The sequence below is a fragment of the Candidatus Shapirobacteria bacterium genome (assembly GCA_041659325.1).
Lineage (GTDB): Bacteria > Patescibacteriota > Microgenomatia > UBA12405 > UBA12405 > JBAZYN01.
On sequence record JBAZYN010000004.1, the window covers coordinates 25546 to 52523 of the forward strand.

Annotated in this window: 16 protein-coding genes; 13 read left to right on the forward strand and 3 right to left on the reverse strand. The window is 44.3% G+C overall.

Annotated elements, in window-relative coordinates:
• Positions 1 to 85 precede the first annotated feature (85 nt).
• Genes WC841_05775 through WC841_05785 form a run of 3 tightly spaced genes read left to right on the forward strand, consistent with a single transcriptional unit; the run spans position 86 to position 2298 of the window.
• Positions 86 to 1303 (forward strand): phosphodiester glycosidase family protein, encoded by a 1218-nt coding sequence (locus WC841_05775; GenBank protein ID MFA5828834.1) that lies wholly within the window; start codon positions 86 to 88, stop codon positions 1301 to 1303.
• A 23-nt stretch (positions 1304 to 1326) separates the two neighbouring features.
• On the forward strand, positions 1327 to 1785 hold the full coding sequence (locus WC841_05780) for an HIT family protein (GenBank protein MFA5828835.1): 459 nt from the start codon (positions 1327 to 1329) through the stop codon (positions 1783 to 1785).
• 54 nt (positions 1786 to 1839) lie between these two features.
• Positions 1840 to 2298, forward strand: coding sequence for a flavodoxin domain-containing protein (locus WC841_05785; protein MFA5828836.1), 459 nt, complete (start codon positions 1840 to 1842; stop codon positions 2296 to 2298).
• Here the strand turns inward: WC841_05785 and WC841_05790 are convergent.
• Entirely contained in the window at positions 2293 to 2844 is a 552-nt protein-coding gene (locus WC841_05790; protein MFA5828837.1) for a metal-dependent hydrolase, read from the reverse strand. The two genes, WC841_05785 and WC841_05790, sit on opposite strands and share 6 nt — an antisense overlap.
• 56 nt (positions 2845 to 2900) lie before the next feature.
• Between WC841_05790 and WC841_05795 the strand changes: the two genes are divergently transcribed.
• Positions 2901 to 4145, forward strand: a complete 1245-nt coding sequence (locus WC841_05795; protein ID MFA5828838.1) for a pyruvate carboxyltransferase — start codon at positions 2901 to 2903, stop codon at positions 4143 to 4145.
• A 199-nt stretch (positions 4146 to 4344) separates the two neighbouring features.
• Positions 4345 to 5457, forward strand: a complete 1113-nt coding sequence (gene metK / locus WC841_05800) for a methionine adenosyltransferase (GenBank protein MFA5828839.1) — start codon at positions 4345 to 4347, stop codon at positions 5455 to 5457.
• Here the strand turns inward: metK and metG are convergent.
• A complete protein-coding gene (metG, locus tag WC841_05805; protein ID MFA5828840.1) occupies positions 5424 to 7130 on the reverse strand; it encodes a methionine--tRNA ligase in 1707 nt (568 codons plus the stop codon). The genes metK and metG overlap by 34 nt on opposite strands.
• Positions 7131 to 7265: 135 nt before the next feature.
• Here metG and WC841_05810 point away from each other — a divergent pair, with 135 nt between their 5' ends.
• On the forward strand, positions 7266 to 8723 hold the full coding sequence (locus WC841_05810; GenBank protein ID MFA5828841.1) for an ABC-F family ATP-binding cassette domain-containing protein: 1458 nt from the start codon (positions 7266 to 7268) through the stop codon (positions 8721 to 8723).
• A 7-nt stretch (positions 8724 to 8730) separates the two neighbouring features.
• Here WC841_05810 and WC841_05815 read toward each other — a convergent pair whose 3' ends face one another.
• Entirely contained in the window at positions 8731 to 9207 is a 477-nt protein-coding gene (locus tag WC841_05815) for a CxxC-x17-CxxC domain-containing protein (GenBank protein MFA5828842.1), read from the reverse strand.
• Between the two features lie 84 nt (positions 9208 to 9291).
• On the opposite strand from WC841_05815, the gene WC841_05820 reads away from it, so the two are divergent.
• The 7 genes from WC841_05820 to WC841_05850 all read left to right on the forward strand — a co-directional run bounded on the left by WC841_05820 (position 9292) and on the right by WC841_05850 (position 26971).
• Positions 9292 to 12069: a hypothetical protein gene (locus WC841_05820; protein ID MFA5828843.1), complete on the forward strand. Its 2778-nt coding sequence runs from the start codon at positions 9292 to 9294 to the stop codon at positions 12067 to 12069.
• Entirely contained in the window at positions 12041 to 13108 is a 1068-nt protein-coding gene (locus tag WC841_05825; GenBank protein MFA5828844.1) for a hypothetical protein, read from the forward strand. The genes WC841_05820 and WC841_05825 overlap by 29 nt, the downstream gene beginning before the upstream one ends.
• Before the next feature lie 66 nt (positions 13109 to 13174).
• Positions 13175 to 14194 (forward strand): hypothetical protein, encoded by a 1020-nt coding sequence (locus WC841_05830; GenBank protein ID MFA5828845.1) that lies wholly within the window; start codon positions 13175 to 13177, stop codon positions 14192 to 14194.
• A gap of 37 nt (positions 14195 to 14231) precedes the next feature.
• The gene (locus WC841_05835; GenBank protein MFA5828846.1) at positions 14232 to 15293 is read left to right on the forward strand and encodes a hypothetical protein; all 1062 of its coding nucleotides are present in this window, start codon (positions 14232 to 14234) and stop codon (positions 15291 to 15293) included.
• Entirely contained in the window at positions 15242 to 16231 is a 990-nt protein-coding gene (locus tag WC841_05840) for a hypothetical protein (protein MFA5828847.1), read from the forward strand. Before WC841_05835 ends, WC841_05840 begins: the two co-directional genes overlap by 52 nt.
• A 127-nt stretch (positions 16232 to 16358) precedes the next feature.
• Positions 16359 to 17663 (forward strand): hypothetical protein, encoded by a 1305-nt coding sequence (locus tag WC841_05845; protein MFA5828848.1) that lies wholly within the window; start codon positions 16359 to 16361, stop codon positions 17661 to 17663.
• Positions 17663 to 26971, forward strand: coding sequence for a DUF2341 domain-containing protein (locus WC841_05850; GenBank protein ID MFA5828849.1), 9309 nt, complete (start codon positions 17663 to 17665; stop codon positions 26969 to 26971). Before WC841_05845 ends, WC841_05850 begins: the two co-directional genes overlap by 1 nt.
• Positions 26972 to 26978 lie beyond the last annotated feature (7 nt).

Genomic DNA, 26978 nt, shown 5'->3' on the forward strand with positions numbered 1-26978 from the left:
AGTTATTATACCGCATATCATCTCAAAGACCCCCGTTTCCGTCGTCAAAAATATAAGCCATATATTATGTTACGATTAATTCATCGTGGAAAAAGCAAAAACAAGATTCCGCTCCTTTTGGCTACCGGTTTTCGGGGTATTTATGTTACTGGCAACTTTCTGGCTATCGCTGTCCAAAATTTATCAAAAACTTCAAAACCTTCAAAATACAAATACAGATCTGAATCAACAGATATTAGTTAACAATCAACAAATTGCCAAAAACAATGAAACCGCTAAAAATATTCAGGCGGAAAACGAAACGTTAAAAAATGAGGACCTTCGCCAAACAAACGGCAGTGTCAAAAAAGAAATTCAAGATTTGAAAACCAGTTTCAAAACCACCCTGACCTCGTACGAAGAAATTCTCGATCTACAAGATCGCGGATCAAAAATAACTTCCCTCCAAAGTAAATTTTCCTCAGTCCTCAGCTTTTTGGCCAAAGATGACCTCGCTTCGGCTCAAAAAACAGCAACTGAGCTATCGGCAGAAATTACCAAAGAAAAAACAAAATTAGCCTCTCTTGCCGCCGCTCCTATTCCGGCCAATGTTCCGGAAATTAACCAAGCTCCCGCTTCCGGGTATCGGAGGCAAAAAGTAACCATTGGTGACTCCTCGTATATGGTAAGCATTGTCTCGGCGGATCTCAATAGTACCAAAGTAATCGTCGACACTGCCTCAGATGGCACCTGCGCCAACAACTGTCCTGTTTTGCCTCTGGCCACTTACGTCAGCCGCAGTGGCGCCTATGCCGGTATCAACGGCAGTTATTTTTGCCCCGAAACTTATCCTTCCTGCGCCGACAAGAAAAATTCATTTGACACCCTACTAATGAACAAAAATAAGGTCTATTTCAATTCCGACAACAATGTTTACAGCACCGTTCCGGTCGCCATATTTTCCGGTAATTCCGGCAGGTTTATCGGCCAGTCTTCCGGATGGGGGCGAGATACCGGGGCCGATGCTGTGATTGCCAATCGGCCTCTTTTGGTTTTAGATGGGAACATCATGTTTGGCGGTGGCAGCGACCAAAAAGAATCAGCCAAAGGTAATAGAAGTTTTCTGGGATCATCAGGCAATATTGGTTATATTGGGGTTGTCCATAATTCCACCGTCGCCGAATGTGCCAAAGTTTTACAGGCGATGGGCATAAAAAATGCCATCAATCTGGATTCCGGTGGCTCCACCGCCCTCTGGCATGGTGGTTACAAATTAGGCCCCGGCCGCAATCTTCCCAATGTCGTTCTGTTCGTGAAAAAGTAGCAAATAAATTGTATATTTATCCTATGGATGATTGTATTTTTTGTAAAATCGTAAAAGGTGAGTCACCATGTCACAAGATCTGGGAAGACGACAAGCACCTGGCTTTTCTGTCAATATTTCCAAACACTCCGGGCTTTAGTGTTGTCATTACCAAGGAGCACTATTCCAGTTACGCCTTTGACCTTCCCGACCAAGTTTTAACGGAACTAATGCTTTCAGTCAAAAAAGTTGCCAAGTTAATAGACTCCAAGTTAGCAGATGTCGGTCGGACCGGCATGATTTTCGAGGGCTTTGGTGTCGATCACATTCACGCCAAGCTTTTCCCCATGCACGGCACCGCCTCTCACTCCGAGTGGAAAAAATACGAATCACACGTCGACAAATATTTCGACCATTACGAAGGTTATATCTCCTCTCACAATTCCAAACGAGCCCCCGACTCCGACCTTGCGAAACTGGCAGAAATTATTAGAGATAAATAGTTATGCTTGCCCTTCAAATCTAATAAACCTTCCTTGATTTGTTATCATGGTTTTGTGAAAACCGTAATTATTTATCAGTCTTTCCATCATCAAAATACCCAAAATATTGTCAAATATATTGCAGACAAGTATCCGGTTAAACTACTGAATATTTCCCGGGCAACCTCTGATTTAGTTAATAGATACGACCGGATTATTTTAGCCGGTGGTATATATTTTGGCAAACCCCACCGCTTATTTTCTGAGATTATTCCCAAATTAAAAATTAAAAATAAAAACATTTTTCTGATTACCACCAGTGGCCTTGTCAGTCTTCCCCTCATAAATGATTACCACAAAAACTTTAAATTATTGTTCAATAAATCCGGGTTGAATATCAAATCATGGTTTGAAACCCGCGGTTTCGATACTTATCCATTTTTTGTTAAACCTTTCGGCGGTATAAACAAAAACAGACCTAATCACAATGATTTAATCAAGGCTTTAAAGTGGTTTCGCAGTCTGGACTTATAATCGGATAAATCCAAGCCACAAGGTCAACCCCATCGAATAAATTACCAATAGAGGAAACACTACCCATTTTTCCACCCATCTACCGGTGTGGATTCTAAGTTTTTTCCATGGCGGAAATCCGAACTTCCACCTGATCGGGAACAAAAGCGGTAGCCCCTCTTCGGTTAATCCGTCCAGAATCATATGTGACACGTATCCCGTAAGCATTGCAAAAACTACAGAGTCCGTATTAACAAAATCTCTGTTAAGTAAATTCGGAATTAGCCACATCGACCCCTTGTAGACCAAAAATATTCCCAACAGTGAATGAGACAGCGACCGGTGACCCAAAAATAATTTTCCAAAAACTTTCCCAAATACATGTCCAATGGGTAACAAATCCCACAATCGGTTTGACACTTGATCCATGTCAGGCAACAACGCCCCGACCACATTGGCGATCAGTGCCGTTATCGCCGTTGCTGTCGATATCCCTCCGACATGCAGATAGGCTACTACCGTCAATAATGCTGCAAATGCCCCTATTTGATGAGTTCTAAATGTCATTGGTCTAGTATAGTCATTTTACAAACCAAATAAATCTTATAAACTAACACTACTCTATGTTAAATCCGAAAAAATATAGTCCGAGAAATTTCGAGGTTATTGATACCACCCTAAGGGAAGGTATCCAAAGTCCTCTTCTGGCAGACGTAGGTAAATATCACCTTTCTTCGGGCGAAAGAATCGACCTTACCCTTAATCTGATGAAATATGGCGTTCGGTTTTTAGAGGTTTTTTCTCCTATTGTAAACGAAAAAGAAGAAGGTCACTTAGCCCTTTTGATCAAAGCACGCGATGGCTTTTACAAAGAAACCGGTCATTCGGTTTTTATTCTCGCCCACGTCCGTTGCCACCCCTCCGATGTTGAAATGGCCATTAAATCAGGAGTTGATGGCCTTAATTTTTACATGGGTACATCAGAAGAAAGCCAAAATTATAATCATGGTAAAAAAATTGATGAAATAATAAATACCCTTCGCCCTCTCCTTAGTGAAATAAGGAAAAATCACCCTGACCTTTTATTGCGTTTCAGTGGTGAAGATGCCTTCAGAACCCCACTCGAAGATTTGTATGAGGTCTACGATTCAGTCGTTGATCTGGTTGACAGGTTGGGTACTCCCGATACAGTCGGAATCGCTACCCCGGCGCAGGTGGAAGCGCGGGTACTTGCCCTTAAGAAAAGATATCCCAAAACCCCTCTGGAAGGTCACTTCCACAACGACCGCGGATACTCTCTGATCAATACCGTTACCGCCGTAAAGGCCGGAATGCAATATATCCAAACTTCAGTGATGGGTATCGGCGAGAGATCGGGGATTACCTCACTTACCGGGCTTTTGTGTAACCTTTATCTGGATGATCCAAAATCAATAGAGGGTTTTAGTCTCGAGCAATCCTATCCACTAAACGTTTTTTTATCAAGCGTTGTCGGGATACAGGTTCCTACCACCGAGCCAGTAAGTCTGACCAACCGGACTCACTCAGCTGGTCCCCACACGTCGGCCGTCATTAAAAATTCCAGTGCCTACGAAGGCCACGATCTGTCTGTATTTGGCGTAAACGACCGTCGGCTTCTTTTGGGTCCGTTAAGTGGCAGGCATATAATAAAATACTATCTTACTAACGTATTGAATTTTCTTAATGTCACCGACGAAATAGCAAACGACATCGCTTCAGAGTTCAAGCTAAAAACCGGAGAAATAAAAAGCGGTAAAACTCCGACTCAGTTTCTTGAGCAGCTGGCCGCCACCCATAAATTGCAGAAACTTTCAAAGCCTGTCTCCCACCGGGAAAACTTGGGGTAAAACAAAGCCGGCTTTTCCCGGTTGACTACTGAGAATATTTTACCTATTCTAAGTATTAGCATTGTCAGGAGAATCTCCTTTCCGTTCATGCGGAGTAGGGGTCGGCAACCGAGTCCTCGACATAAGTCGGAATCGCGGTGCCATTGAACTCCGGTATCACCGGAACTCAGACATGCCTCTTATTAATTAAGGAGGAAAAATGAACTATTCTCTATTTACGTCCGAATCTGTTTGCGCCGGTCACCCCGATAAAGTTTGCGACCAAATTTCCGATGCTGTTGTCGATGCCGCCATTAAACTTTACCCCAAATCCCGGGTTGCCTGCGAATCCCTGGTTACCGGCGGCAAAATTGTTTTGGCCGGTGAAGTTACCTGTCCGCTGCCCATAAATTTTGAAGAAATCGCCAGGAATAAAGTTAAAGAATTGGGCTATATAAAAAAAGAATTGGGATTTAATTACAAAGCGGATGTCGAAGTTTATATTCACCGCCAGTCTCCCGATATCGCCCTGGGTGTTGATGACGGTGGGGCAGGGGATCAGGGGATGATGTTTGGTTATGCCTGTGACGAAACTAAAAATTTAATGCCTCTACCAATTACCTTAGCCCACGAATTATGCCGGCAAATGGATGAGTTACACTCCAAATATTCCTGGCTCCGTCCCGATGGTAAATCCGAAGTTGCCGTCAATTATGAAAAAGGCCGTCCCGTTTCTGTGGAAAAAATTGTTTTGGCCAAACCCATAAATTACAAGGAAATTGGGAGCGATGAAGCAAAAGATATTTTGTATGAGCAGGCAATCAAACCGATCATGGATAAATACAAAATGAATTTAATTATAAAAGACCAGGTCATCTTTAATGGTACTGGGAAATGGGAAATTGGTGGTCCGGCTTCTGATACCGGTGTAACCGGCCGGAAAATTGTTGTCGATACTTACGGTGGCATGGCCAGAATCGGTGGCGGCTGTTTTTCGGGTAAAGATACCACCAAAGTAGACAGGAGCGCCGCCTATGCCGCCCGATTGATTGCCAAAAATATTGTTGCCGCCGGTTTAGCCCGCCGCTGCGAGGTTCAACTTGCTTATGCTATCGGGGTAAGGGATCCCATCGCCAAAGCCGTCGAGACTTTTGGCACGGCAACAAAAGACCAAAAAGTTATCAGTGATTTTGCCTGGGAATTACTGGATCTTTCTGTAGAAGGCATTAACACTGGTTTGAACCTCCGCCAACCGATATATCAAAAAACCGCTGCCTACGGCCATTTCGGTAATCCGCTTTATCCTTGGGAAAAATTGTCGATTTCTTCCTGAGTTATCTTCCTGAAAATCGGAGTAGGTAATTCGGGGTGAACAAATATTCCAAACAATGAATTAATGTGGTCAAGTTCATTCTTTTCTTCTGGCCACACATGAAAATTTTCTATACCCAGATTTTTAGCCAGCTCGTCAGAAGCTTCGGGCATCAAAGGATATATTAAATATCCCAGCGCCAATATTATTGCATAATAGTTTTTTAGTGATTTTAAATATGCCTCTGTGTTTTGATTCTTCAATATCCATAATTTTTCCTGCCCCAAAACTCTGTTACCGAAATCCGATAAATCACAAATTGCATCCAGGTAATCCCTAAATTGGCAATTTTCCAAATACTTTCTTGACCGCTCAAACGCCTTATTAATTTCTGATCTTGTTTCCTCAGACACTGCTAAATCGTTTGTCTGTGAAGTATCGGTATCTTTTGAAATGGACAAAACCCGGTGGATAAAATTTCCCAAATTTGCCACCAGTACTCCATTATTTTTTTCCAAAAAGTCAGGCCACTTAAAGCTGGAATCTTTGGTTTCGGGCATTATTAAGGTCAGATAAAATCGAAGCGCATTGTTTCCAAAGCTAGAAACCATTTCATCAATACCAAGCGACATTCCCCGGCTTTTAGAAAACTTCTTTCCGTCGTAGTCCAAAAACATATTGATACTTGTCAAATCAGGCAGATGTAGCTCTTTATCTTTTACTATTAGCTGTCCCGGCCAAAATAATGTATGAAATATCAGATTATCCTTCCCCATAAAGTAATAGTGTTTTGACTCTTTGTTATACCAGTATTCTTTCCAATCCTTTCCTGTTTTTTCAGCCCACAAAAGCGATGCCGAATAATATCCGATCACCGCATCAAACCACACATATATCCGCTTGTTTTTGGCGCCATCAATCCGCATCTCTGGCGGAATTTCATCTGTAGGGATCTCCACCCCCCAGTCGATATCCCGGGTAATTGCCCGCGGTATTAGCCCCTGCTTTAGCCATCCTATACTTTCCGAGAAAACCCACTGCTTCCACTTAGGTCCGGTTTTTTCTACATAATTTTTTATCTCCGGTTCCAATTTTGCCCAATCAATAAAGTAATGTTTTGTCTCTCTAAAAACTACCGCTGACCCCGTCATTTTACTGTGCGGGTTTTCCAATTCATCCTGACTTAACAATTTTCCACAATTATCACACTGATCACTTCTGGCATCCGTAAACCCGCAGTTTTTACAGGTCCCAATAACATATCTATCCGGCAAAAAACGCTTTTCCTGCTCTGAATAATACTGTTTTGTTGTCTCCACAAACAAATAGCCCTTTTTCAAAAACTCCAAAAAAAATTCCTGAGTAATTTTTGCGTGATGATCTGTGTCGGTTCTGGTATATAGATCATACGTCAGTTTTAAAACGTCATTAAACAAATGCACATTTTTTTTATGATAAATATCCGCCACTTCTTTTGGCGTAATTCCTTTTTGATCGGCCTCTATTGTTATTGGTGTCCCGTAACAATCCGATCCTGATACCATCAGCACATCGTTGCCAATTGCTCTCTGATATCGGGAGGTAATGTCTGCCGGCAGCAAATATCCCGCCAGATGGCCGATATGAAGATCGCCATTTACATAAGGCCACGCTACCCCAATTAGAATTTTTCTTTTACCTTTTTTTTGTTCCATTTAATTTAACTATCCCAATAATTTACATCAAATTATAGCAAACTTGCGGCTATCCATAAGCCTTAGCCCAGACTTTGCCACAAGGAGCTTCTTGCTGTCCATCACTTAATCTTGTTTTGCCTTATAATAGGACACATGATTAGAGTAGAAAATTTATCATTTACCTGGACTGACAAGCCCATTTTTAGTGGCGTAAATTTTTCCGTCAGCAATGGGGAAAAAATTGGGCTAGTCGGTGTAAATGGATCCGGAAAAACTACCTTATTCAAAATATTAGCCGGACAGGAACAGGCCGACGATGGTCGTGTCACCATCGATGGAAAAATTACTTTTGTTCCCCAGGAAGTCAAATCCGATCCGATTTTAGATAACGCCAAAAACGTTTTTGATTATTTAAATGTCTCCAATTGTCCCGATTATGAGGTCAAGAGAGTTTTAGCCGGGTTGGGTCTGACAAACCTGGATACCGGTGTCCCTCCCCGGGTTTTAAGTGGTGGTCAAAAAACCAGGCTAGCATTAGCCAGAGCCATTTTGGGCAGGGGAAAAATTTTACTTCTTGATGAACCGACAAATTTTTTGGACGAAGAAGGCAAAAAGTGGGTGATCAATTTTATAACCCGCTTCGACGGGACAGTGCTTCTGATTTCTCATGACCTGGAATTTATCGGTGGGAAATTGGACAAAATTTTTTACATCAGTCCCCAAACCAAAGGTATAGATATTTATAGCGGTAATTATCAAAGTTTTATAAAGCTAAAAACCGAAAAAGAAGCCCTGTTGAAAAGACAAATCGAGACCGAACAAAAACATTTAACCCAAATGAAAAAAGGATTATTAAAGATCGCCCATTTTAAGTCAAAAAAAGGTGTCAAGGCCAGAATGAATCTTCAAAGAAGGGTGGAAAAGATGGAAGATAATATGCCCATCATGCCTCCCGAAGCCAAAAAAATCAAACTTATCCTACCGGAGCCGATGTGGGTGGGCCAAATGCCTCTTTTCACCAAAAACATCAGCAAATCCTTTGGCCCCAAAAAAGTTTTATCCAAAATTAATTTGTCCATTAAAAGAGGTTACAAGACCGCCCTTTTAGGTCCAAATGGGGCCGGTAAATCAACTTTGATCAAAATTTTGCTAGGGCAGCTAATTCCCGACGAAGGGGAAGTCGTCCGCGATCCAAAATTAAAATGGGGTTATTATTGTCAAGAATTATCCGACCTTATTCCGGAGTTAACTTTATTCGAAACCATCAAAAAACTAGAAGGTGGTCTCCTGGAGGGTCAAATCCGCGCTCTTTTGGGCCGCATGCTCTTTGTCAACGACAAAGTGTTTCAGAAAGTTGCATCGTTGTCCGGGGGAGAAAAAACCAGATTATCTATTGCCCGCCTACTTGCCCAAAATTTCAACTTTTTGGTTTTGGACGAACCCACCACCTATTTGGACCCTCTGTCGCAAAGATTGATATTGGAGTCTCTCAAAGACTACCGCGGTGCTATGTTGATTGTTTCGCACAATCAGGCATTTATCGACGAATTATCAGTCGATCAAAAACTTTATTTGCCTGAAAACCGTATTGAAGAAAAACTAAGTATTTAGTCAGTCCCTATTCTTTTATCTCTTCAGTCGCTGCTATTTCTTCGGCCAACTTTATTACTTTTTTAGCTCTTTTTACAGGTTTTACTACTTCAATCTCCCTAGTTTCTTTTTGCCCGGATTTAGCTTTAGTGGAGTTCAACAAATCCAAAATCTTTCCCAGTTTCGAATTAATTGAAACCAACAGGTCATTGGTTTGGTTTTGACTTTGACCGGAGTCACTTTTTCTTCCTCCGTCAAATGGCTGTCTGTCAAAGCTTGGTCTTCTCTGCTCAAACCCTCTTTGATTTTTCTCGAAACAATTTGAACAATATATCGGTTTACTGCCATCCGGTTCAAATGGTACCTGACAATCCCGTCCGCACTCATCGCATACCGCCGGGTACATTCTTCTATCTTGACTCTGTCCTCCTCGGCCGCCAAAATCTCTTTTGGGTCCAAAACTTCTCCGGTTATCTTGTCTGTCGTCTCTATTGAAATATGTCATAGAAAGATTCTACCACAAGATAAGCGGAAATAACTAACCTGCAAAGATGATAAAAATTGGTATCGGATAGGCTATTATTAATATGTGGTGAAAAAGATCATCTTTTTTCTATTCCTGTGGCTTGGGTCAACTTCTGATTTACAGGCCGCCGACCTCCAAAGCACCTATCTTCGTCTGGACAGAAACAAAACCGGTCTTAGCCCCGGAAAAGTCTTGGTAGTCACCAAAACAACTTCATCGGCTACCGAAGATGGTGTCAGAATTACCGTCGGCACCGGTTGGACTATTAACACTAATGCTTCTGCTTTTTCAGTTTCTACCATAAATTTACCCGAAGGAGTTTCTGCCTGGCCGGGGATAGACACTGCTGTCGCGGTCAACGGCCAAGCAATCACTTTTCCCGGTGTCGACCTGGCTCCGGGCGAATTTTATGGCTTCTATATTACCGGTGGAATAGGCGTAAACGGCCAGGTTAGCAGCAGCAACTATGTTTGGGAGGTTGCCACTTTAAGCGGTGGATTAGCCGACGGTACCATAGAGGTTGGGGTGCCGGTTGTGGCCGCTGATTCAATCACGGTAACTGGAACTGTTCCCGCCAATCCCTCAGATTATCCGGTCAGTATTTCCTCGGACCTTACCGGAAACGCGTCACAAAACCAGACACTCAACTATCAGATAGATTATGGTTCTTTATCTGCCGCCATTACCAAACCTCTGACCATAAAAGCCGAGTGGAGTCGTGGTACTCTGGAGAACTTTCCTATCCCGACTCTGGATATACTTGATTATGTAATCGGTAGCGGTACCAGTGCTTACAATGGGGTAGAGCCGGTAATAGATCTGATTGACCGGACAATTACCTGGACAATTCCCGATTTCCCGACAAACACTTTAGGTCAGACTGTTAGTTTCAGTCTGCAGACAAACGATCAATATACCGGTTCCAGCCTAGTTAATTTCGATGTCAGTGTCACCGTCACTGCCGGTAACATCACGGTTGCTACCGACACAATAAACCAATATTATCAATACAATCCGCCATATTTATCACCAACTCCGACCCCGACCTCAATCCCCACTCCCACTTCTGTTTCCACTCCGGCTCCGACCTCTACCTCCACTCCCGCAATTACTCTCGCTCCCGGTATTCCCACGGCCACGTCCGCCCCTGCAGCAACCTCGACTCCGGTTCAAGGCCCGACTCCCACCCCAAAACCTTTTAGGGAAAAGCTCAAAATAGAGAAAGTAGAAATAATAAATTTGTCCTCAAACGAGGCTGGAATCAGGGTAGCTACCAATATCCCTCTTGATAAATTAATTTTGACATATGGTTTAACTCCGAAAAAAATTACTCAAAAAATTATATTTTTAAAGCCGGATAATTTCGAAATATTTTTACTAACCAACCTTAATCCCCAAAACCTATATTATTTTCGTTTGGAAGCACAAGCCGATACCGATAGATTGTTTTCGGATATTTTTACTTTCAAAACTCCCGCCGTTTCTGATCTTCCCGAAGTTGTAAAATCCACTCTACTAGCGAATAGTGACGGTAAGGTTTTATATGACGCCGCCAGAATAGACAAAGAAATCAATGATTATTTGGTAATTATTCCCAAAGCGGTTGAATATTCTATTCAATTCCAGGTCGATAAACACGATTTGGTAAAGCAGGCTACCCTGATATTAAAAAGCCGCCAGGTTTTGGGGATTAGTAGCGCCTATGGAGCGGAACCCGCCAGTAGTTTAACTGATTTAATCGAAATTAGACCCGGTTGGTTCATGGGAAGACTTTTAAGTCCTTCAGAAGTAAGCTTCTATGAAATGTCCGTCAGACTGTCGGGTATCAACGGCACCATAATAGAAAACAAGTTGGCCGACATGGAAATAATCGAGCCGATGCGAATTTTGGAGTTGGAATCCCTTGCTCCCATTGAATCCGCCAAAGTCGAAATTAGTTTGTATAATTCAAAAGAAAAAAGGTTTTTAATAATCCCCCCAAACACTCTGTTGTCAGAAAATCCCGTATTTTCAGAAACAGACGGTGAAGTGGCTTTGGTTCTGCCAAGGGGTAAATATCGGGCCAAAGTCACTGCTTTGGGTTATTCAGAAAAACAAACCGAGTTTGAAATTAGCGCTGGTGGCGATTTAAAGCTACCGTCAATTTATCTAGAAAAAGACAAATTTAATTTATTGGTAGTTGGCAGATATTACTCTGGTACTTTCACAGATGTTTGGCAATATTGTAAAAACAACCTGAAATATCTATTTTCCTCCGGAAGATTTTTCAATCTAGTCGCCCTGATAAACTTGATTCTGCTGGTTATTAATACCACTATATTTTATAGAAATAGCCTAAAAACTAACATTTTCGGAGGCAAAAACCGCGACGACTATATAGATGGAAAAATAAATGTCTCTGGAGCCGATATCATTCTGATTGATGCTGAAGCCAGTAGGATCCTGGCCAAAACCAAAAGCAATTGGTTGGGGCGCTTCCGTTTCAAGCTCAAACCGGCCAAAAGATATAAGTTGTCTGCCTCCAAAAGCGGATACGAGACTTCCCCGTTCTTTGAATATGTTGGCGATGAGGGAATTTTAGCAGGCGATATTAAAATCAATCTGAAAAGATCAGAAGACAAACAAAAACTCAAATATATCCTCAACGAGTGGTTCTACTGGGAAATTTCAGATTTATCTACGGGGGTTTTAAACATTTCAGTCTTGTTGGTCGAAATACTTTTTATTAATAAATTCGGTTGGTCGGCAACCGCTATATGGATATTAATTGGTATATTAAATTTAATCTTGTGGTTAGTTTATACTTACAGAAATGGCAATAAAGTGGTGGCAAAACCTTAAATTAAAGTGGCTAATATTTTCCTTTCTTATTCTGCCCGCCAGTACCAATTACAAACTGGAGGGTTTTAGTCTTGGAAACGCCGGGGGAGAAGTAATAGGTTCATCAAGTTATGAAATGGTCGGAAGTGTGGGTGAACTTTCAAGTAACAGCTTGTCGGGGGAAAGTTATGATTTGGGGGTGGGGCTGGCCTGGGTTCGGCAATCAAACGTCCCTCCTGCCCCGGCAATCACCAATCCCGATAATTATTACAACAAGCTTCATCTGGTAATAAACCGGGGTGATAACCCTGCCGATACAAAATATGCAATCGCTATCAGTAGCGATGACTTTACCACTACCCAATATGTTAAAAACGATCACACAATCGGAGCCACTTTGGTTTTAACGGATTATCAGACATATACGGAATGGGGTGCCGCAACCGGTATCGATATTATTGGATTAACCCCCTCAACCACCTATTCAGTAAAAGTAAAAGCTATGCAGGGCAAGTTTACTGAAACTGATTTTGGGCCGTTGGCATCTGTGGCAACCGTAGACCTCGAGCTTACTTTCGATATTGACGTCTCGGCATCCGACACTGAAACGGCCTCACCCTACATCATTTCTTTGGGGGATTTAACCCCGGGAAGTGTTAAAAGTAGTACCGAAAAAATTTGGGTTGATATAGGGACAAATGCTACAAATGGAGCAAGTGTTTTTGTTTATGGTCAAAATGGTGGGCTGTACAGTTTGTCAGCCGGGTCAACTATTGCCGCCATTAGCGGAAATTTGTCGGAACTTCCCAAAGGCTTTGGCTCCCAAGGGGTAGGGGCCACTCAAAATAGCGGCGGACCGATAAATATTTCCTCTCCTTACAATGTAAACAATGATGTGGTTGGAATTACCGATACAACTATACGACCGATTTTTTTATCTGAAAACCCGGTTAATGCGGGAAGGGCTAGATTTTTGGTTAAGGCCAAAGTGGATATAACTACCCCGGCCGCCGATGACTACAGCGAAACTTTAACTGTAATCGCCGCGGCAAATTACTAGCAACTATCGCTTGACAAGATAGTCTAAATAGCTCATATTTATACTTAGAAACGAGTTTATCAAACAATGAAAAAAATAAAAGGCATTTTTTCTAGATGGAGTATCAGCTTAATTACCGCGATAACAATCTTCCTTGCTTTCGCCGCCACCGAGGTTAACGCAGCAAGTTTTTCCCACGCCTCCCTTCGCTACGACCGGATTAAAGCCGAGACCCTTTCCAGCCTTCAGGTGGTAATTGTTCCCGCGACAGTTGCAACCGAAGACAGAGTGGTCATAACCTTTGGCTCTGCCACCGTCGGTACCACCAACGCCACTTCGGTCACCAATATACCTACTGGCTCTGTAGCTCTTCCCGGCACTCTTTCTGCCGTAAGTGCCGGTACCACTATCGTTATTACTGGCGTTACCGATCTCACAGTCGGTACCACCTATGCTTTTAACCTGACAATCGGTGTCTCCACCCCGGCCGCAGGAACTGCAAACGATATTATTTCTACCCGAAGTGATGCTACTACCGTAATAGATCAAACCACTGTCGCTTCAAGATATATCACCAACGATCAGATAGTTATCAACGCCGTCGTTCCCCCCTCTTTTAATTTTGTCTTAAGTGCCGGCAACACCGATACTTTTACTGCTAATTTAAGTGGCACCACAGAAGTATCTACTTATGGTAATACGGTAACGGTTACAACAAATGCTCCAAGGGGATGGATCGCCTGGGTAAAAAGCGCCAATCAGGGTTTAGTTTCCCTGTCCACCGGTATCACTATTGCCACTACTGGAACCGTAAATGGTAGCCCCGACACGCTGACTGCCGGTGCTAATGGCTATGTCCTGGACGCCGATTTAACTAGCGATAATGGTACGGGTACAGGCACCGTAACTATCGCTCCCGAATACAACGGCGCTTCCGCCAAGGCCGGAGGAACTTTATCCGCTATTTTTCAGCCCTTTGCTTCATGTAACGGAACCACCGCCGGTGACGTTATCACCCTGATAGAAAGAGCCACGGTAACCACTATTTTAGCCGCTGCTTCGGATTATTCTGATACTCTAACGGTTGTTGGTGCGGGGACTTTTTAGATAAATCTCCGGGGATTAATATATAATCTTGGTATCAATGATCAGCCACCGTTTCTTGGCAAAATTTTTTTTTGGTCTCATATTAGCCCCCTTGTTATTTTCCGGTCCAAAAGTCATTTGGGCCCAAACTACTGCCACCAACAGCGAACTGAATTTAATCACCTCGCCCCTGCCGATAAATTTGGTAACCGAGCCCGGGGCTACGGTTTCTGCTGATCTGAAAATTCAAAATGGTGGAATTGTCACCGAACAGCTAAAAGTTGAAGTCCTAAAATTCAACGCCTACGGAGATGACGGATACCCAAGGCTGATAGATCGTCAACCCGGTGACTCATTTCTGGATTGGGTATCATTTTCGGAAAATTCTTTTGAACTTGCTCCCAAACAGTGGAAAACCATCACGGCCACTTTTTCCATCCCCCCCGATGCTGCTTTTGGCTATTACTATGCTATAACTTTTTCCCGAGCCGAAAACATCAAGGCCGATGGTGGGGGACAAACTTCCATTACCGGCGCTACTGCTACCCTCATTCTTTTAGAGGTTCGGGTCCCAAATGCCAAAAGAGAGGTCGAAGTCATGGAGTTGTCCACCGATAAGAAAATTTATGAATTTTTACCGGCCAACTTTCAGATAAAACTGAAAAATAAAGGTAACGTTCATCTTTCTCCCCGCGGAAATATTTTTATCGACCGAGGCAACCAGCGTGATGTTGCCATTTTGGAAATAAATCCCGAAAAAGGTAGTCTTTTACCCGATTCAAACCGCGTTTTCAGCACTAAATGGGCTGATGGTTTTCCTCTTTACCGGGAAAAAGTTAAGGACGGAAAAGTAGTCTTAAACAAAAAAAATGAAAGCGAGAAAGTACTCGAGTGGGATTTTAGCCAAACTCACAAATTACGTTGGGGAAAATTTTCAGCCAAAATGCTTATTGTTTACGACAACGGAGAAAGGGACATCCCCATCGAAGGTATTGTCAGTTTTTGGGTAATTCCCTGGCGGCTTGTCAGCGCCGCCGGAGCCATAATTCTTTTAACCATCGTCGGTTTATGGTCAACTTTGGGAAAAATACTCATGAAGTTAATCAACAGAAAAAAATGATCAGCGGCCAAAAATGTTTTGGTTTAATATTTTTTTTAGGCCTAATTGTTTCGCTCCTTCCGATCCGAGTTTCAGGTCAGCAGAAAAAAATCCAAACCGGTATAAGTATTGCTCCGCCGTTTACGGAATTAGTTTTTGACAAGCTTGACAAAGAAAAAAACTTTATCTTAACTATCACCAACCATGGCCACAAATCCGAAGTGTTCAGGCTGTCGGTAGTCGACTTAGGCGGGCTTGAAGAATCAGCCGGAGTTCCGTTTTTGGGGACAAAAAACTCAGAATTAGAAAAAAAATATTCCTTAAGTTCGTGGATAATTTTGGGTAAAGACGCTCTGGTAGTCGATCCCCAAAAAAAAGTTGACATAAAAATCACCATCCAAAACAAAGAATCCTTGTCCCCGGGAGGTCATTACGGCGCCGTAATTGTTAAACTGGATAATTCCGACAAATCCGGTACCGATGTCGTGGAGGTGAATCAAAATTTTGCCTCTCTTATCTTTGTCAAAAAAATCGGTGGCGAGATATATGACTTAAAGCTTAACCAAACAACAATCCAAAATTCTTATCTAAAGATACCGGACACAATAGAGCTCAGATTTCAAAATTCCGGCAATATCCATGTCGTCCCCCGCGGTACGCTGGAATTAAAAGATCCCTCCGGCCGTTTGATCGCAAAAGGGGTTATAAACAAGGCCTCTTCCATTATCCTGCCCGAGTCCTTCCGAACTTATCAAAACAGAATCAATCAGTTAAAACCGGCCTGGTTACCGGGAAAATACCACCTTACGGTCAATTATCGATTTGATGGGTCAGACCAAATATCATCTCTGACAAAAGATTACCTATACCTAGGTTGGCTGCCGTATGCCGTCTTCGGCGTCACTATCGTCACTTGGTTTTGGTTTTTAAGGTCCAAAAAATCTAAAAAACAAGAATAAAAAAATCGCTAACTATCGCCATATTTATAATATTTGAATTTGATATCTAAAGATATCTTTTAAATAGACATCGTTTTCACTATAGTACACAGTAAGGGCTGTTATATCGGGCCTAGTCTTGACGTATATGGGAAAGTTTATTATAAAAATCTGGTCAATCTTCTGTTTAATAATTTTTTGGGTATATTTCTGTCTCTCACCTGTTTCCGCGGCAATTTACGAAAGGGTGAATTTTCAGGGTAAAGTAGTCAATAAATCCGTCGGCGAAACAGACGGCACCAATGTCCCCGACGGCGATTACGATTTTGTTTTCACCATTTACCCGGCCCTTAGCACCGGCTCTTCTCTTTGGACCGAGACCTGGGATAGTGGTACAGCTCAGGTAGCAGTTACTAGCGGAGTATTTAACGTTAATTTAGGCACCCAACTGACCTTTCCCGCCAATCTTTTTGAAAGTGATAGTTTATTTTTGGCCATAAATTTTAACGCCGATGGCGACATGACTCCCAGGATTCGGCTCACTTCTGTTCCCTATGCTTTTAGTGCCGGCAAAGTTGCCGGCTTAACCATAGATAGCATTGGAGTTACCCTTGACCAAAGTTTAGCTACTACCAATTCACCCACTTTTTCGGGTCTAAATATTGGCACCTCTCTGTCGGTTGCGGCCAATGTAAACGTCGGCGGCACCTTAATTTTTTCCGCTACCGGCGTAAATATCGACGCCGTCACCGCCCAAGGGTTAATTTTTCAGGGGAGGAATTCTTCCTCTTTTAACACCACTAGCGGTGACATTACTCTCAATCCTGCCGGTTCAGTCATAATCGGTACCGGCACCAGTACTTTTACCTTCAACCCTCTTTCCGGTCCGCTCTATTCAGGCTCGGCCCGACCTTCAAAAACAATCAGAATTTCACCGGAATACCCCGGAGCTTCAATGACTGCCGATGGCTCCACCGATATTGGTGGTACCATGACTTCCGACAACACCCTAAACGCCGGTGGCATCGGCTGGAAAAATTATTATCAGTGGTCATCCGGCAATGCTGCCTTACAGGACTATTCGGTTTTGGCCCGAGTTGCCCTTCCCTCTGATTTTGATACCTGGGAAACCGGCTCTTGTCCGGGAGCTGCCTGTGCTTTTGAAATAGAATTCCAAACCGGGGTCGGCACCACCGACGATAATTATATTTCTGTCGCCGTCAACAATAACTCCGACACTCCCGGCACCGCCGTCTGTTCAATTGGCTCAACCGCCGCTACCGCCTGGACCTTAACTGGTTGCCCTGAAGCCACCTTAAATGATGGGTCTTCTTCAGAGTGGGATGCGGCCGGAGAAGCGGCCGTTGTTCGTATCAAATTGGCGGCAAAAAGTACCGAAAATGCCTTATCTCGGGTAGGGGACATCATTTTAAGGTACAAGGCAAAATTCTAATGAAAATTTTTTCGCCCCTCCCTAAGTTAAAAAAAACCCTCTCGCTATTTCTCTTGACCGGCCTGGTATTTTTTTCCTTTTTATCTACCCCCACCCTTTTGGCCCAGGATGCGGCTCCTGCTATATCCGTAGACCCCGCTGTATCAATCTCTCCACCTTCCCCAGAGTCCTATTCTGATTCACCCGAAGCCAACAACTCAGCCAGACTTCGTCCTAGCTTTAAACTGGAAACTTACGACACCAATCCGGTTTTCAGTAAATCAAAACCTGAGTTTAAACTAGTCTCCGGCACCAAATTTAAACCAAGAATCAAGGTGTACAATAATTCAAAACAGGAAATCGATATTGAGCTCGTTGAAAAAGTCGACAAGGGCGATGTTGTTTATAGCTTCAATCAAGCCACAGAAATTCCCCCCGGTAAATATACAATCACATTTCAAGATGATCTCGGCGGCGAAATATCGAAAGATTTTTACTGGGGAGTTTTGGCCATCAATTTCAACAAATCCGTTTATAACCCGCTGGAAAACGGTTACATTTCTCTTGCCGTTTTAGACGAAACCGGCGACATGGTCTGTGATGCCAAGTTAGCCCTGATTGTCGAAGAACCAGATGGTTCAGTCGAAGAGTTAACCACCGATGATGGCCGCATCAAGGTCAACCCCGAATGTCAGGTTCATGGCTTTACGGAAAAGCCGGATTATGAAACCGAATATGCTTTTAGTGAAAATCCGGGCACATACAAATTTCACCTTGTCGCCGAAACCAAAAATGGTTCTTATAGTATTACCGATCAGGTTCAGGTAGCCGAAAACTTACCTATCGAAGTCGACCGGGTTATGGCTACCCGCATTTATCCCCCCCACCCTTATACTGCCACTATTAATCTAAAGGCAAATGAAGATTTTATCGGAATAGTCACGGAAACCGTCCCCTCAAGTTTCATTATCACCAAAGCCGCCAATACCGAAATTTTACCCTACAAAACCATAGTTGAAGACAAAAACTCAAAGACAAAAAAAATTACCTGGAATTTAGACCTAAAACCAGGCGAAGATGTCACTATCGGTTATCGATACGATATCCCCGATATCTCGCCCGAATTTTATCTGGTTGGGCCGATAAAGTTTACCGATTATAGCGGTACTGTTGATTTTTTTACCGAAACCCGTCAATGGCAATTGGCGGCCGATGCCGTAGCTCCTGTAAAAATCCGGCAAGAAATTAATATTATTAACGGTTTAGTTACTGCCGCTGGGGTTGATGCCGCCATAGTAAATCTGGATACCGCCAAATATAACAGTGCCACTTATTATTTTGAAGTAATTGCCAAGGTCAGTGCCGGCACCTTAACCGTCAACCTCAGTACCGGAAACACCAATACCGTTGGTATCGGTATCAGTGATACTAGCTTTGTCAGAGTTCGGTCGGCTTTTACCCCCGAAAGCGGTTCTTTTGACTACCGACTTAATTTAGTAAACGGGACCTCGCCACAGGTGAAAGCCGCCAGAATCATTATTTTACAAAGCGCCACTACTATTACTGCCACTCAAACCCAGATTGAAATCGGCAATTTGGAAATCGGTTTATCCATGGCGACGACGGCTCCCCTTACCAGCCCAAAATATTGGAAATATGATTCAGCTTTGTGGGATGGGACAAAAACATTTGATATCAGCGTTTCATATAAAGCCGGCGTGGGGGTCACGGCCGGTTCCCAAACTTTTACAGTAGCAGGTATCAATACTTTTACCCCACCTGGTGGCATAACCTCAGTCAAGGTCGAATGTTGGGGCGGCGGCGGCGCCGGTGGAAGTTCCAACACCACCACCGACGGTTGCGGTGGCGGTGGCGGTGGTGCCTATTCCAATAAATTAAATGTGGGTGTCACAGCTGGAATTGGCTATACCGCTTTTGTCGGAGTCGGCGGTACCTATAGATCTCAAGCCAAAGGAGGCGATGGCGCCGCCAGCTATTTTCGAAATAGCGTCGGCGTGACTGTTGTCTCGGCCGCCGGAGGAATCGGCGGCACTTCTCAAGCCAGTAGCAATCCGGGAGCCGGTGGAGCTGGCGGTAACTCCACCGTTGGTGTTGGAGATACCAAATGGAGCGGAGGAACAGGTGGTAGAGGCTATAATGCTTCGGCAGGGCAGGGAGGTCCGGGTGGTAGCTCAGCCGGAATTGGAACCACGGGCCGGTCTGGTCCGGATCCCTGGTCAACCAGAGTTGCCAGTGCCGGCCCTACTGGTAGTGGTATCGGCGGTAGTGGTGGCCCGGCTGGTAACAGCGGTGCAGCCCCGGCCAGTGGAAATGGCGGCGGCGGCGGCGGCTCCGGCGATGTGGCAACCAGTGTCGGTGGAAACGGCGCCGGTGGGAAAGTAGTAGTTACTTGGGCCGCAATAGATAACGCAGTTTCAATTTATCTTCAGGAAGACAACGGTTCTTTTGCCGGCTGGACAAATGTCGTCACTGTTTTAAGCGGTGGTACCGCCACCGTCCCGACTTCGGTGGGCATTACAAACTTTACCCCTACCACCGGTAGAAATTATCGACTCGTTGCCAATACTGGTCTCAGTCCTTTTGATATTTATAATGCCAAAATTATTGTTAATCAAACCAGTGCTACTACTATTGACAAGCTAGTTCCCCAATATTTGTTGCTAAATACAAAATCAACCACCACCGGCAGTGCTTTAGGTTATCAAAGTTTATGGACCACCGACGAATGGGGCCGGACTACCAATACCTATCTGCATGCCTTTGACTCCATCGGTGGCGGCACCACCGCCACTGTTAAGCTCGTTGATATTGATGCCGGAAATGCTGAATTAACCAATTCCGCCATTGGCGGGACAAATCAAGTAATTAGTAATGGCATAACAATGCCCACTTCCGGTCATCAAATAGATACCTGGCTGACCGCCGCCGGAACCGAAGTCGACGCTTCGAGAATTTTGGTTCAAGTTGACGTAACGGCAGTTCAAAATCCGACCGTTGTTCTCAACAGTCTCGACAATGGCGCCACCACTACTGATACCACCCCGACTTTGGATTTTACCGGCACTAGTGCCTACGGAGATAGTGTCAGATATAACATTCAGATAGCCACCAACGACCTATTTTCTTCTAGCATAATCACTCAAACCTCGGTTCTGTCTCAAGGCACCGAGACGGACGCCAGTTCGTACGATACCGCCAGTATTTCCCCCGGTGCTAATAAATTAGTCCTTCTAGCCGTGGCCTCCCGGGTGGCTGGCGGCGGAAACAATACCCCTACCGCCAGTGGTGTTGGCATGAGCTGGGATTTAGTCACCACAGTTCAGGAACCCGGCAGCTGGAATAGGATTAGTCTTCTTCGAGCCATGAGTCCGTCGCCTTCTTCCGGGGCTATCACCATTTCTTTTGGTGGTCAAACTCAAACAGCTGTAAACTGGCAAATTTCCGAGTTTTCAAATGTTGATACTTCGGGGACAAACGGTGCTAGCGCCATCGGTCAGTCACAAACCAACACCGGTGCTTCCGTTACTAGTCTCACCGTTACCTTGGGTGCTTTTCAAAGTACCAATAACGCCACCTATGGGGCTATGATCTCTGAGGTCGCCTCTCCCATCAACCAGGGTACTGGATTTACTGAAGTTTATGATTTAAGTGTTACCGATAGCGCTCTGGAAACAGAGTGGAAAGATAGCAACGATACTTCGGTGGATTGGTCTTTTACTCAGGGCAGGGTCGGCGGAATTGCCGTCGAAATAAAAGCGGCTCCATCTGCCCTCGATAAAGTTTCCGGTACCGATGTCGGTTTTTCCGGATCTCCGGATAATACAGATCCTTTTACATCCGCCCAAGCCGTAAATTATACCGTTGAGGAGGGAGATAGCTTGGCGGTAGGCACTTATTACTGGCGAGTCAGAGGTATAGATCCAGATGGGAGCAATGCTTACGGCTCGTGGAGTGATACCCGTAATTTTGTGGTAAGCATGGCTGCCAATGTGACTATTTCGGGAAATATCTATACCACCGAAACCGCCACTGCCTACAACTGTTCATCCACCAACCTAACAGTTCGGGCCATAGTCGAGGGAGCCGGAGTCGGTACTACCGGTATTTGTACCTCCGGTGGTGGGGCATTTCTTATCCAAAATATCACCGTTGGTGATACCGGTCATGTAATTACCTTATATTTAGACGGAGAATCAGAGAAAGCCACCTCCATTACCAAAGTTGCCAGCACCTCTATAGGATTTACCCTTCCCCTTTATCAAAACCGGGTATATCTTAGTCACCAAAATGACGGGCCGATTACCAATGCAGATATCGATAAATATGATAGCGCCAACGATGCCGATATCCAATATACCTCAAACGGTGTCGGTCTCACCGTTACCCCGGGCTCCAAAATTGTTATCGCCCTTGGAAAAACCTATACTCCCGGCGGAAGTATTGACACCCCCTCAATCGGCATCGGTGGAACTTTCAACCCGGAGTCGAACACTGTTAATCTAACTGGAAGCGGCAGCAGCATCACCTGTACCGATGCCCCGGGGACAGTCATGCCTCTATGTAATAGTGGTACTTTTAACCAGTCAACCTCAACCATCAATTACAACGGGACTTCCGCTTCTGCCATCGCCGCTCTTACCTTCAATAATCTGGGTGTGGGTATTTCCTCCGAGGCGGGAGTCGGCACTACCTATACCTTTACCGGTAACGTCACAGTCGGCGGTATCTTCTCTATCGGAAATATCTTGTCATCAAATATCGATGTTGTAAATGCTTCCTCCCACACTCTTACTCTAACTCAGGCAGATACTCCGCTAAATGCTACTCCCAAGGGTGCTCTTGCTCCGGGAAGCTCGACTGTCGTTTACACTGCCTCCGCAGATACCAGCGTTGCGACTGTTGACTATTACAACCTTTCTCTGGCCCCTGCCTCAGGCACACCCACTTATACTCTTTTAAACGTTTGGGAATATAGAAGACCAATAGCAATTACCAATGCCTCGGGCGGGGACCTAACCGACTTTCAGGTTTCCTTTACTTTGGACACCACCGACAGTACTAGATTTCAGCCGGATTGTGATGATATAAGAATCACCGACTCAAGTGGTATTACCATTCTTCCTCATTGGATCGAAGAAAACAATCCCGGTTGTGGCAATGCCTCTACCAAAATTTGGACCAAAGTTCCCTCTATTCCCACTGCCGGCACAACCATCTATGTTTATTACGGCAATCCCATTGCTTCATCATCGCAAAACGGTACGAGTGTTTTTGAGTTTTTCGACGATTTTAGTGGCGATAGCCTAGACACACAAAAATGGACAAAAGTTAATGGCTCAACTCCGGTTCTTGCCTCCGGCACCTTGGCCATTACCGCCACCGCCGACCCGGGTAAATTAATTGCCTCTGCCGGCCCCAATGGCGACAACTACATTTTAAAAGCCAGATTTATGGTTACCGGCGGCTCTGCCGACGATGAAAGGTTGGGTCTAAGCGTAAAAACCAATACCTCAAGCGGAGCTGGCTACAATCTGGTTTTTAGGGGCTTTACCAACCTGTCAACGGTTCAGTTTTTACATGACGCAGTTGAGTGGGGCAGCGCAGACACTGTCAATTGGGCCAAAGACACATATTATACCGAAGAAATTTATCATGACGGAACAAATGTCAAAGGTCGTTTTAACGACGGTTCCTGGTACAGTTGGCCCAGAAGCGGAATATCCGGCTATTTGGCGATAAATTTTGCTAGTTTTAACGGTACAACTAGTATCTGGGATTATGCTGTTATTAGGAAAGCGGCTTCAACTGAACCCTCCTCCTCCGTCCAGGCAGAACAGGGTGTAACCAACACTGATATATTAACCGTCCACAATGATTTTTCTACTTCAGGCGCCGGTACCGTAACTGTCAATGTAGAGACAAACAACAGTGCCACCCTGGATATTAATGGGGATTTTACTCTGGCTTCCGGCGATACCTTTCTGGCCCCTCCCACTACGTCTATAGCCGGCGGCTATACCAACAATGGTACCTTTACCGCCAATTCTGGAAAAGTTACTTTTGACGGAACCGGAAGCAATACCCTATCTGGTTATATGAATGTCGGATCTGGCTCAACCTCTCCTTTCTATAAAGTGGTCTTTAGCGGCATCGGTGGCAGTTGGACCATTGCCGACCCCATAAAAATCGGAGCTACCAATGCTACCGATACCCTATTAATAAACGCCGGAGTTGTTACCTTGGGCAATGGAAACGGTGATGATATGGAGGTCGATGGAAAAATGAATATCGGTTCTACTGTCGGTCTGGCAATTTTTCAAACCATGGATGGTCTTGCCCAGGGCAGTGTCATCAATCTTGATATCAACAGCAATACCGCTCCGTTTAATTGTACTAACTGTTTGGTTCAAGTAGGCACAGCCGACAACACCGCCCCCCAGGGGACTTTTGTCATCAATGAAAACACCAACCTTCGATTAAATTCTTTCTCCAGCATTCAGTCGGGTCTGGATATTTATGCCTCGGGGAAAATAACTATTCGGGGTCTTCAGTCAGACACCGGCGCTGATAGCGGCACCGACACTACTTCCGCCGCCACCAGAGAAAGCAAAGTGTGTGTTGTCAAACCCGGCTGGGAAAACGACAGCCACAATAATAAAAACCTAAGAATCACCTCCGGCCTTGCCTTTGGGAAAATATACACTATCTCGGACACTATTACCAACGATTCCGATTGTGCCTCCGATACTGATGAGTCGCTGACTATCAACGATACTTCCGTTCCCTCCGGGGCTAGCACTGCCGTCGTAAGCTCAATCACCACCGTCTTATCGCAAAGATGGGTTTGTTCCAATGCCACCACATATATTTCCGCGGATAATAAAGAGATAGGCAGATATCTACACGATCTGTCGGGTGTCACCGGTTATTACAAGATTGTCGACTCCACCAATAATGATGCTACCAACTGTTCGGGTAATGATAGGTTCAGGATTATGGCTGATCCTGCTGCTGAATTTGCCAGTCTGCAAACCAGTGATACTTTTAAAATTGTCGATGGTATTAGGTCCGATGACACCTTTGAAATAATTGATTATGCCTCTATTACGGCCCAAAATGGTGTCGCCTGTAACTCATCGTTCAACGGCTATATCCTGGGAAGAAACCGTTCAGAAGTAGATATCCAATATTCAGATATTTGCAATATGGGAGCTTCCGATGAATATAAAACCGGAATCATGCTTGGCTACTCTTCGGCGGGCACCGACGGCTCTCTGCAAAACGAAGGGTTTGCAATTTCCAAGTCAAGGATAAGAAATGGTCACAATGGAATTGTTTTTTATTATGCGGACAATAATTCCGGAGCCAAAGGTATCTCCGACAATTATATTTCAGGACATGCATCTTTCGGAATTGACTTTTACTACGGTGCCGACAACAATAGTGTTACTTCAAACACTGTTTGTGGCAATTTTCAAAACATTTATTTTAGGAATAATTCAAATAACAACACCGTATCTTCTAATATTATTTGTGAAGCCACCACCTTTGCCGGAATTGTTTTATATGATTCGCTAAGCGGTAATATCGTCTCTTCAAATACTATTTACAACAACGCCCAACATGGTATCTATACTGGCACTAACGCCATAGACAACACCTTTTCATCAAACACCGTCTTCGGCAACCAATTAAGTGGAATTACTCTTGACAGTGCCCACATGACCAAAGTATCGGGCAACACGGTAAACAACTCTCAATATCATGGGATATATATAATCGGAGGGTCAAAGGGCAATATCATTTCGTCAAACAACGTTTTTGGTCAAGACGCTGGTATTTATCTTTATAATTCTGCCAACAACAATCTTTTGTACACCAATAATTCATACAACAATGCCTACGGTTTACAATCGGGTTCTAACTCGACAAACAATGTATTTTTCGGAAATGATTATTACTCTAATACTAGCTATGGTAGCTATAATAATGACGGTTTTAGTAATAATGTTTTCTATAATGATTCGTTTTATGGCAATATATTCGGCTGGATTGACAATGGTGCCTCAAATTTAAATAACATCCTTATAAACAATAGTTTCGGAGTCGGAACAGAAAATGGTTTCTACGATATCTATCAAATAGGATCTGCTCCCCATTCTACGCATTTATATAGCTCGACTGTTAATTCCACCGTTGAGGCCGACGGAATTATCTACCCCGGCTCATCAATTATCTCCCGCTCTCACGATGGAGTAGCCGGTGCTACCAAAATCTGGGGAGAATATTCCACTTCATCAAATAACTCCGAAACGCCACAGGATGAAGGGTTAGAAAGATATAATTATGCCGATTCCTCCTGGCCCGACTCAATTACCGACCCGGGGTTTTCCGGTATCGGAACCTCAGACACCGATCTAAATCTTGGCTTCGCCGGAGGTACCTTAGGCGGGGGGACTTCAGCCGCCTTTGTCTACCGGGTTTACTGCACTGTCACCAACTGTGTCACCTCCCCCAACTCGTGGGGGGTTGAAAGAGATGGGATAGGTTTGGGTACCTCCGCCTCTAGCGGCGTTGGCTATACCGACCCTGGCACCAATATCTCGTTTAAAATCGATGATTCCGGAACAGATTTTGCCCTGGGTGATACCTACACCTTTGTTGCCTTCAGGGGTAGTACTGACACCAATACTCAAAAAACTATAACAATGGCCCAGGATGGGGATTTAATAAATGTTGGTGCCGGTACTACTCTCCGGGCAATCGGGGTCGGCGGTAGCCACACCTTGATCACCCGTGGTGGATCGGGCGGCTACCACATTAATGTCGCCGGAACCCTTGATGCTAGCTACTATACTTTAAGTTATTTAGGAGGAACCGACGGAAATTTAGGGCTTGATTTACAAAGTGGTTCTCTGATTACTAATTTAGCCAACGGTGTCTTTGATAATTTCCAAGATGTCGGATCATCGGACACTTATATTAGAGTTCACAGTGATCTGATTGGGGTAGGAAGTCCGACCAAGACTTTTAGTGATTTAACCTTTACTCAAAACGGTTCCGGTGCTCCGGAATTTACCGTCACCGAATCCGGAGGCAGCTCCCCGGCCGACGATCGTTACTGGCAGTTTGAAAATTCTGTCTGTAGTTCTTGGGCTTCCTGTGAAGATTCCGACCTCGAACAAAACACCAACAGCGGTGGTAGCATCCGTTGGGATGCCATTATTCCTACCAGCCCTATTCTTGATCAGCTTATGCGCCACGGCCAGTGGTTTTTTGGCGGTCTCAAACAGCCGTTTACTTTTTAAACTTGTG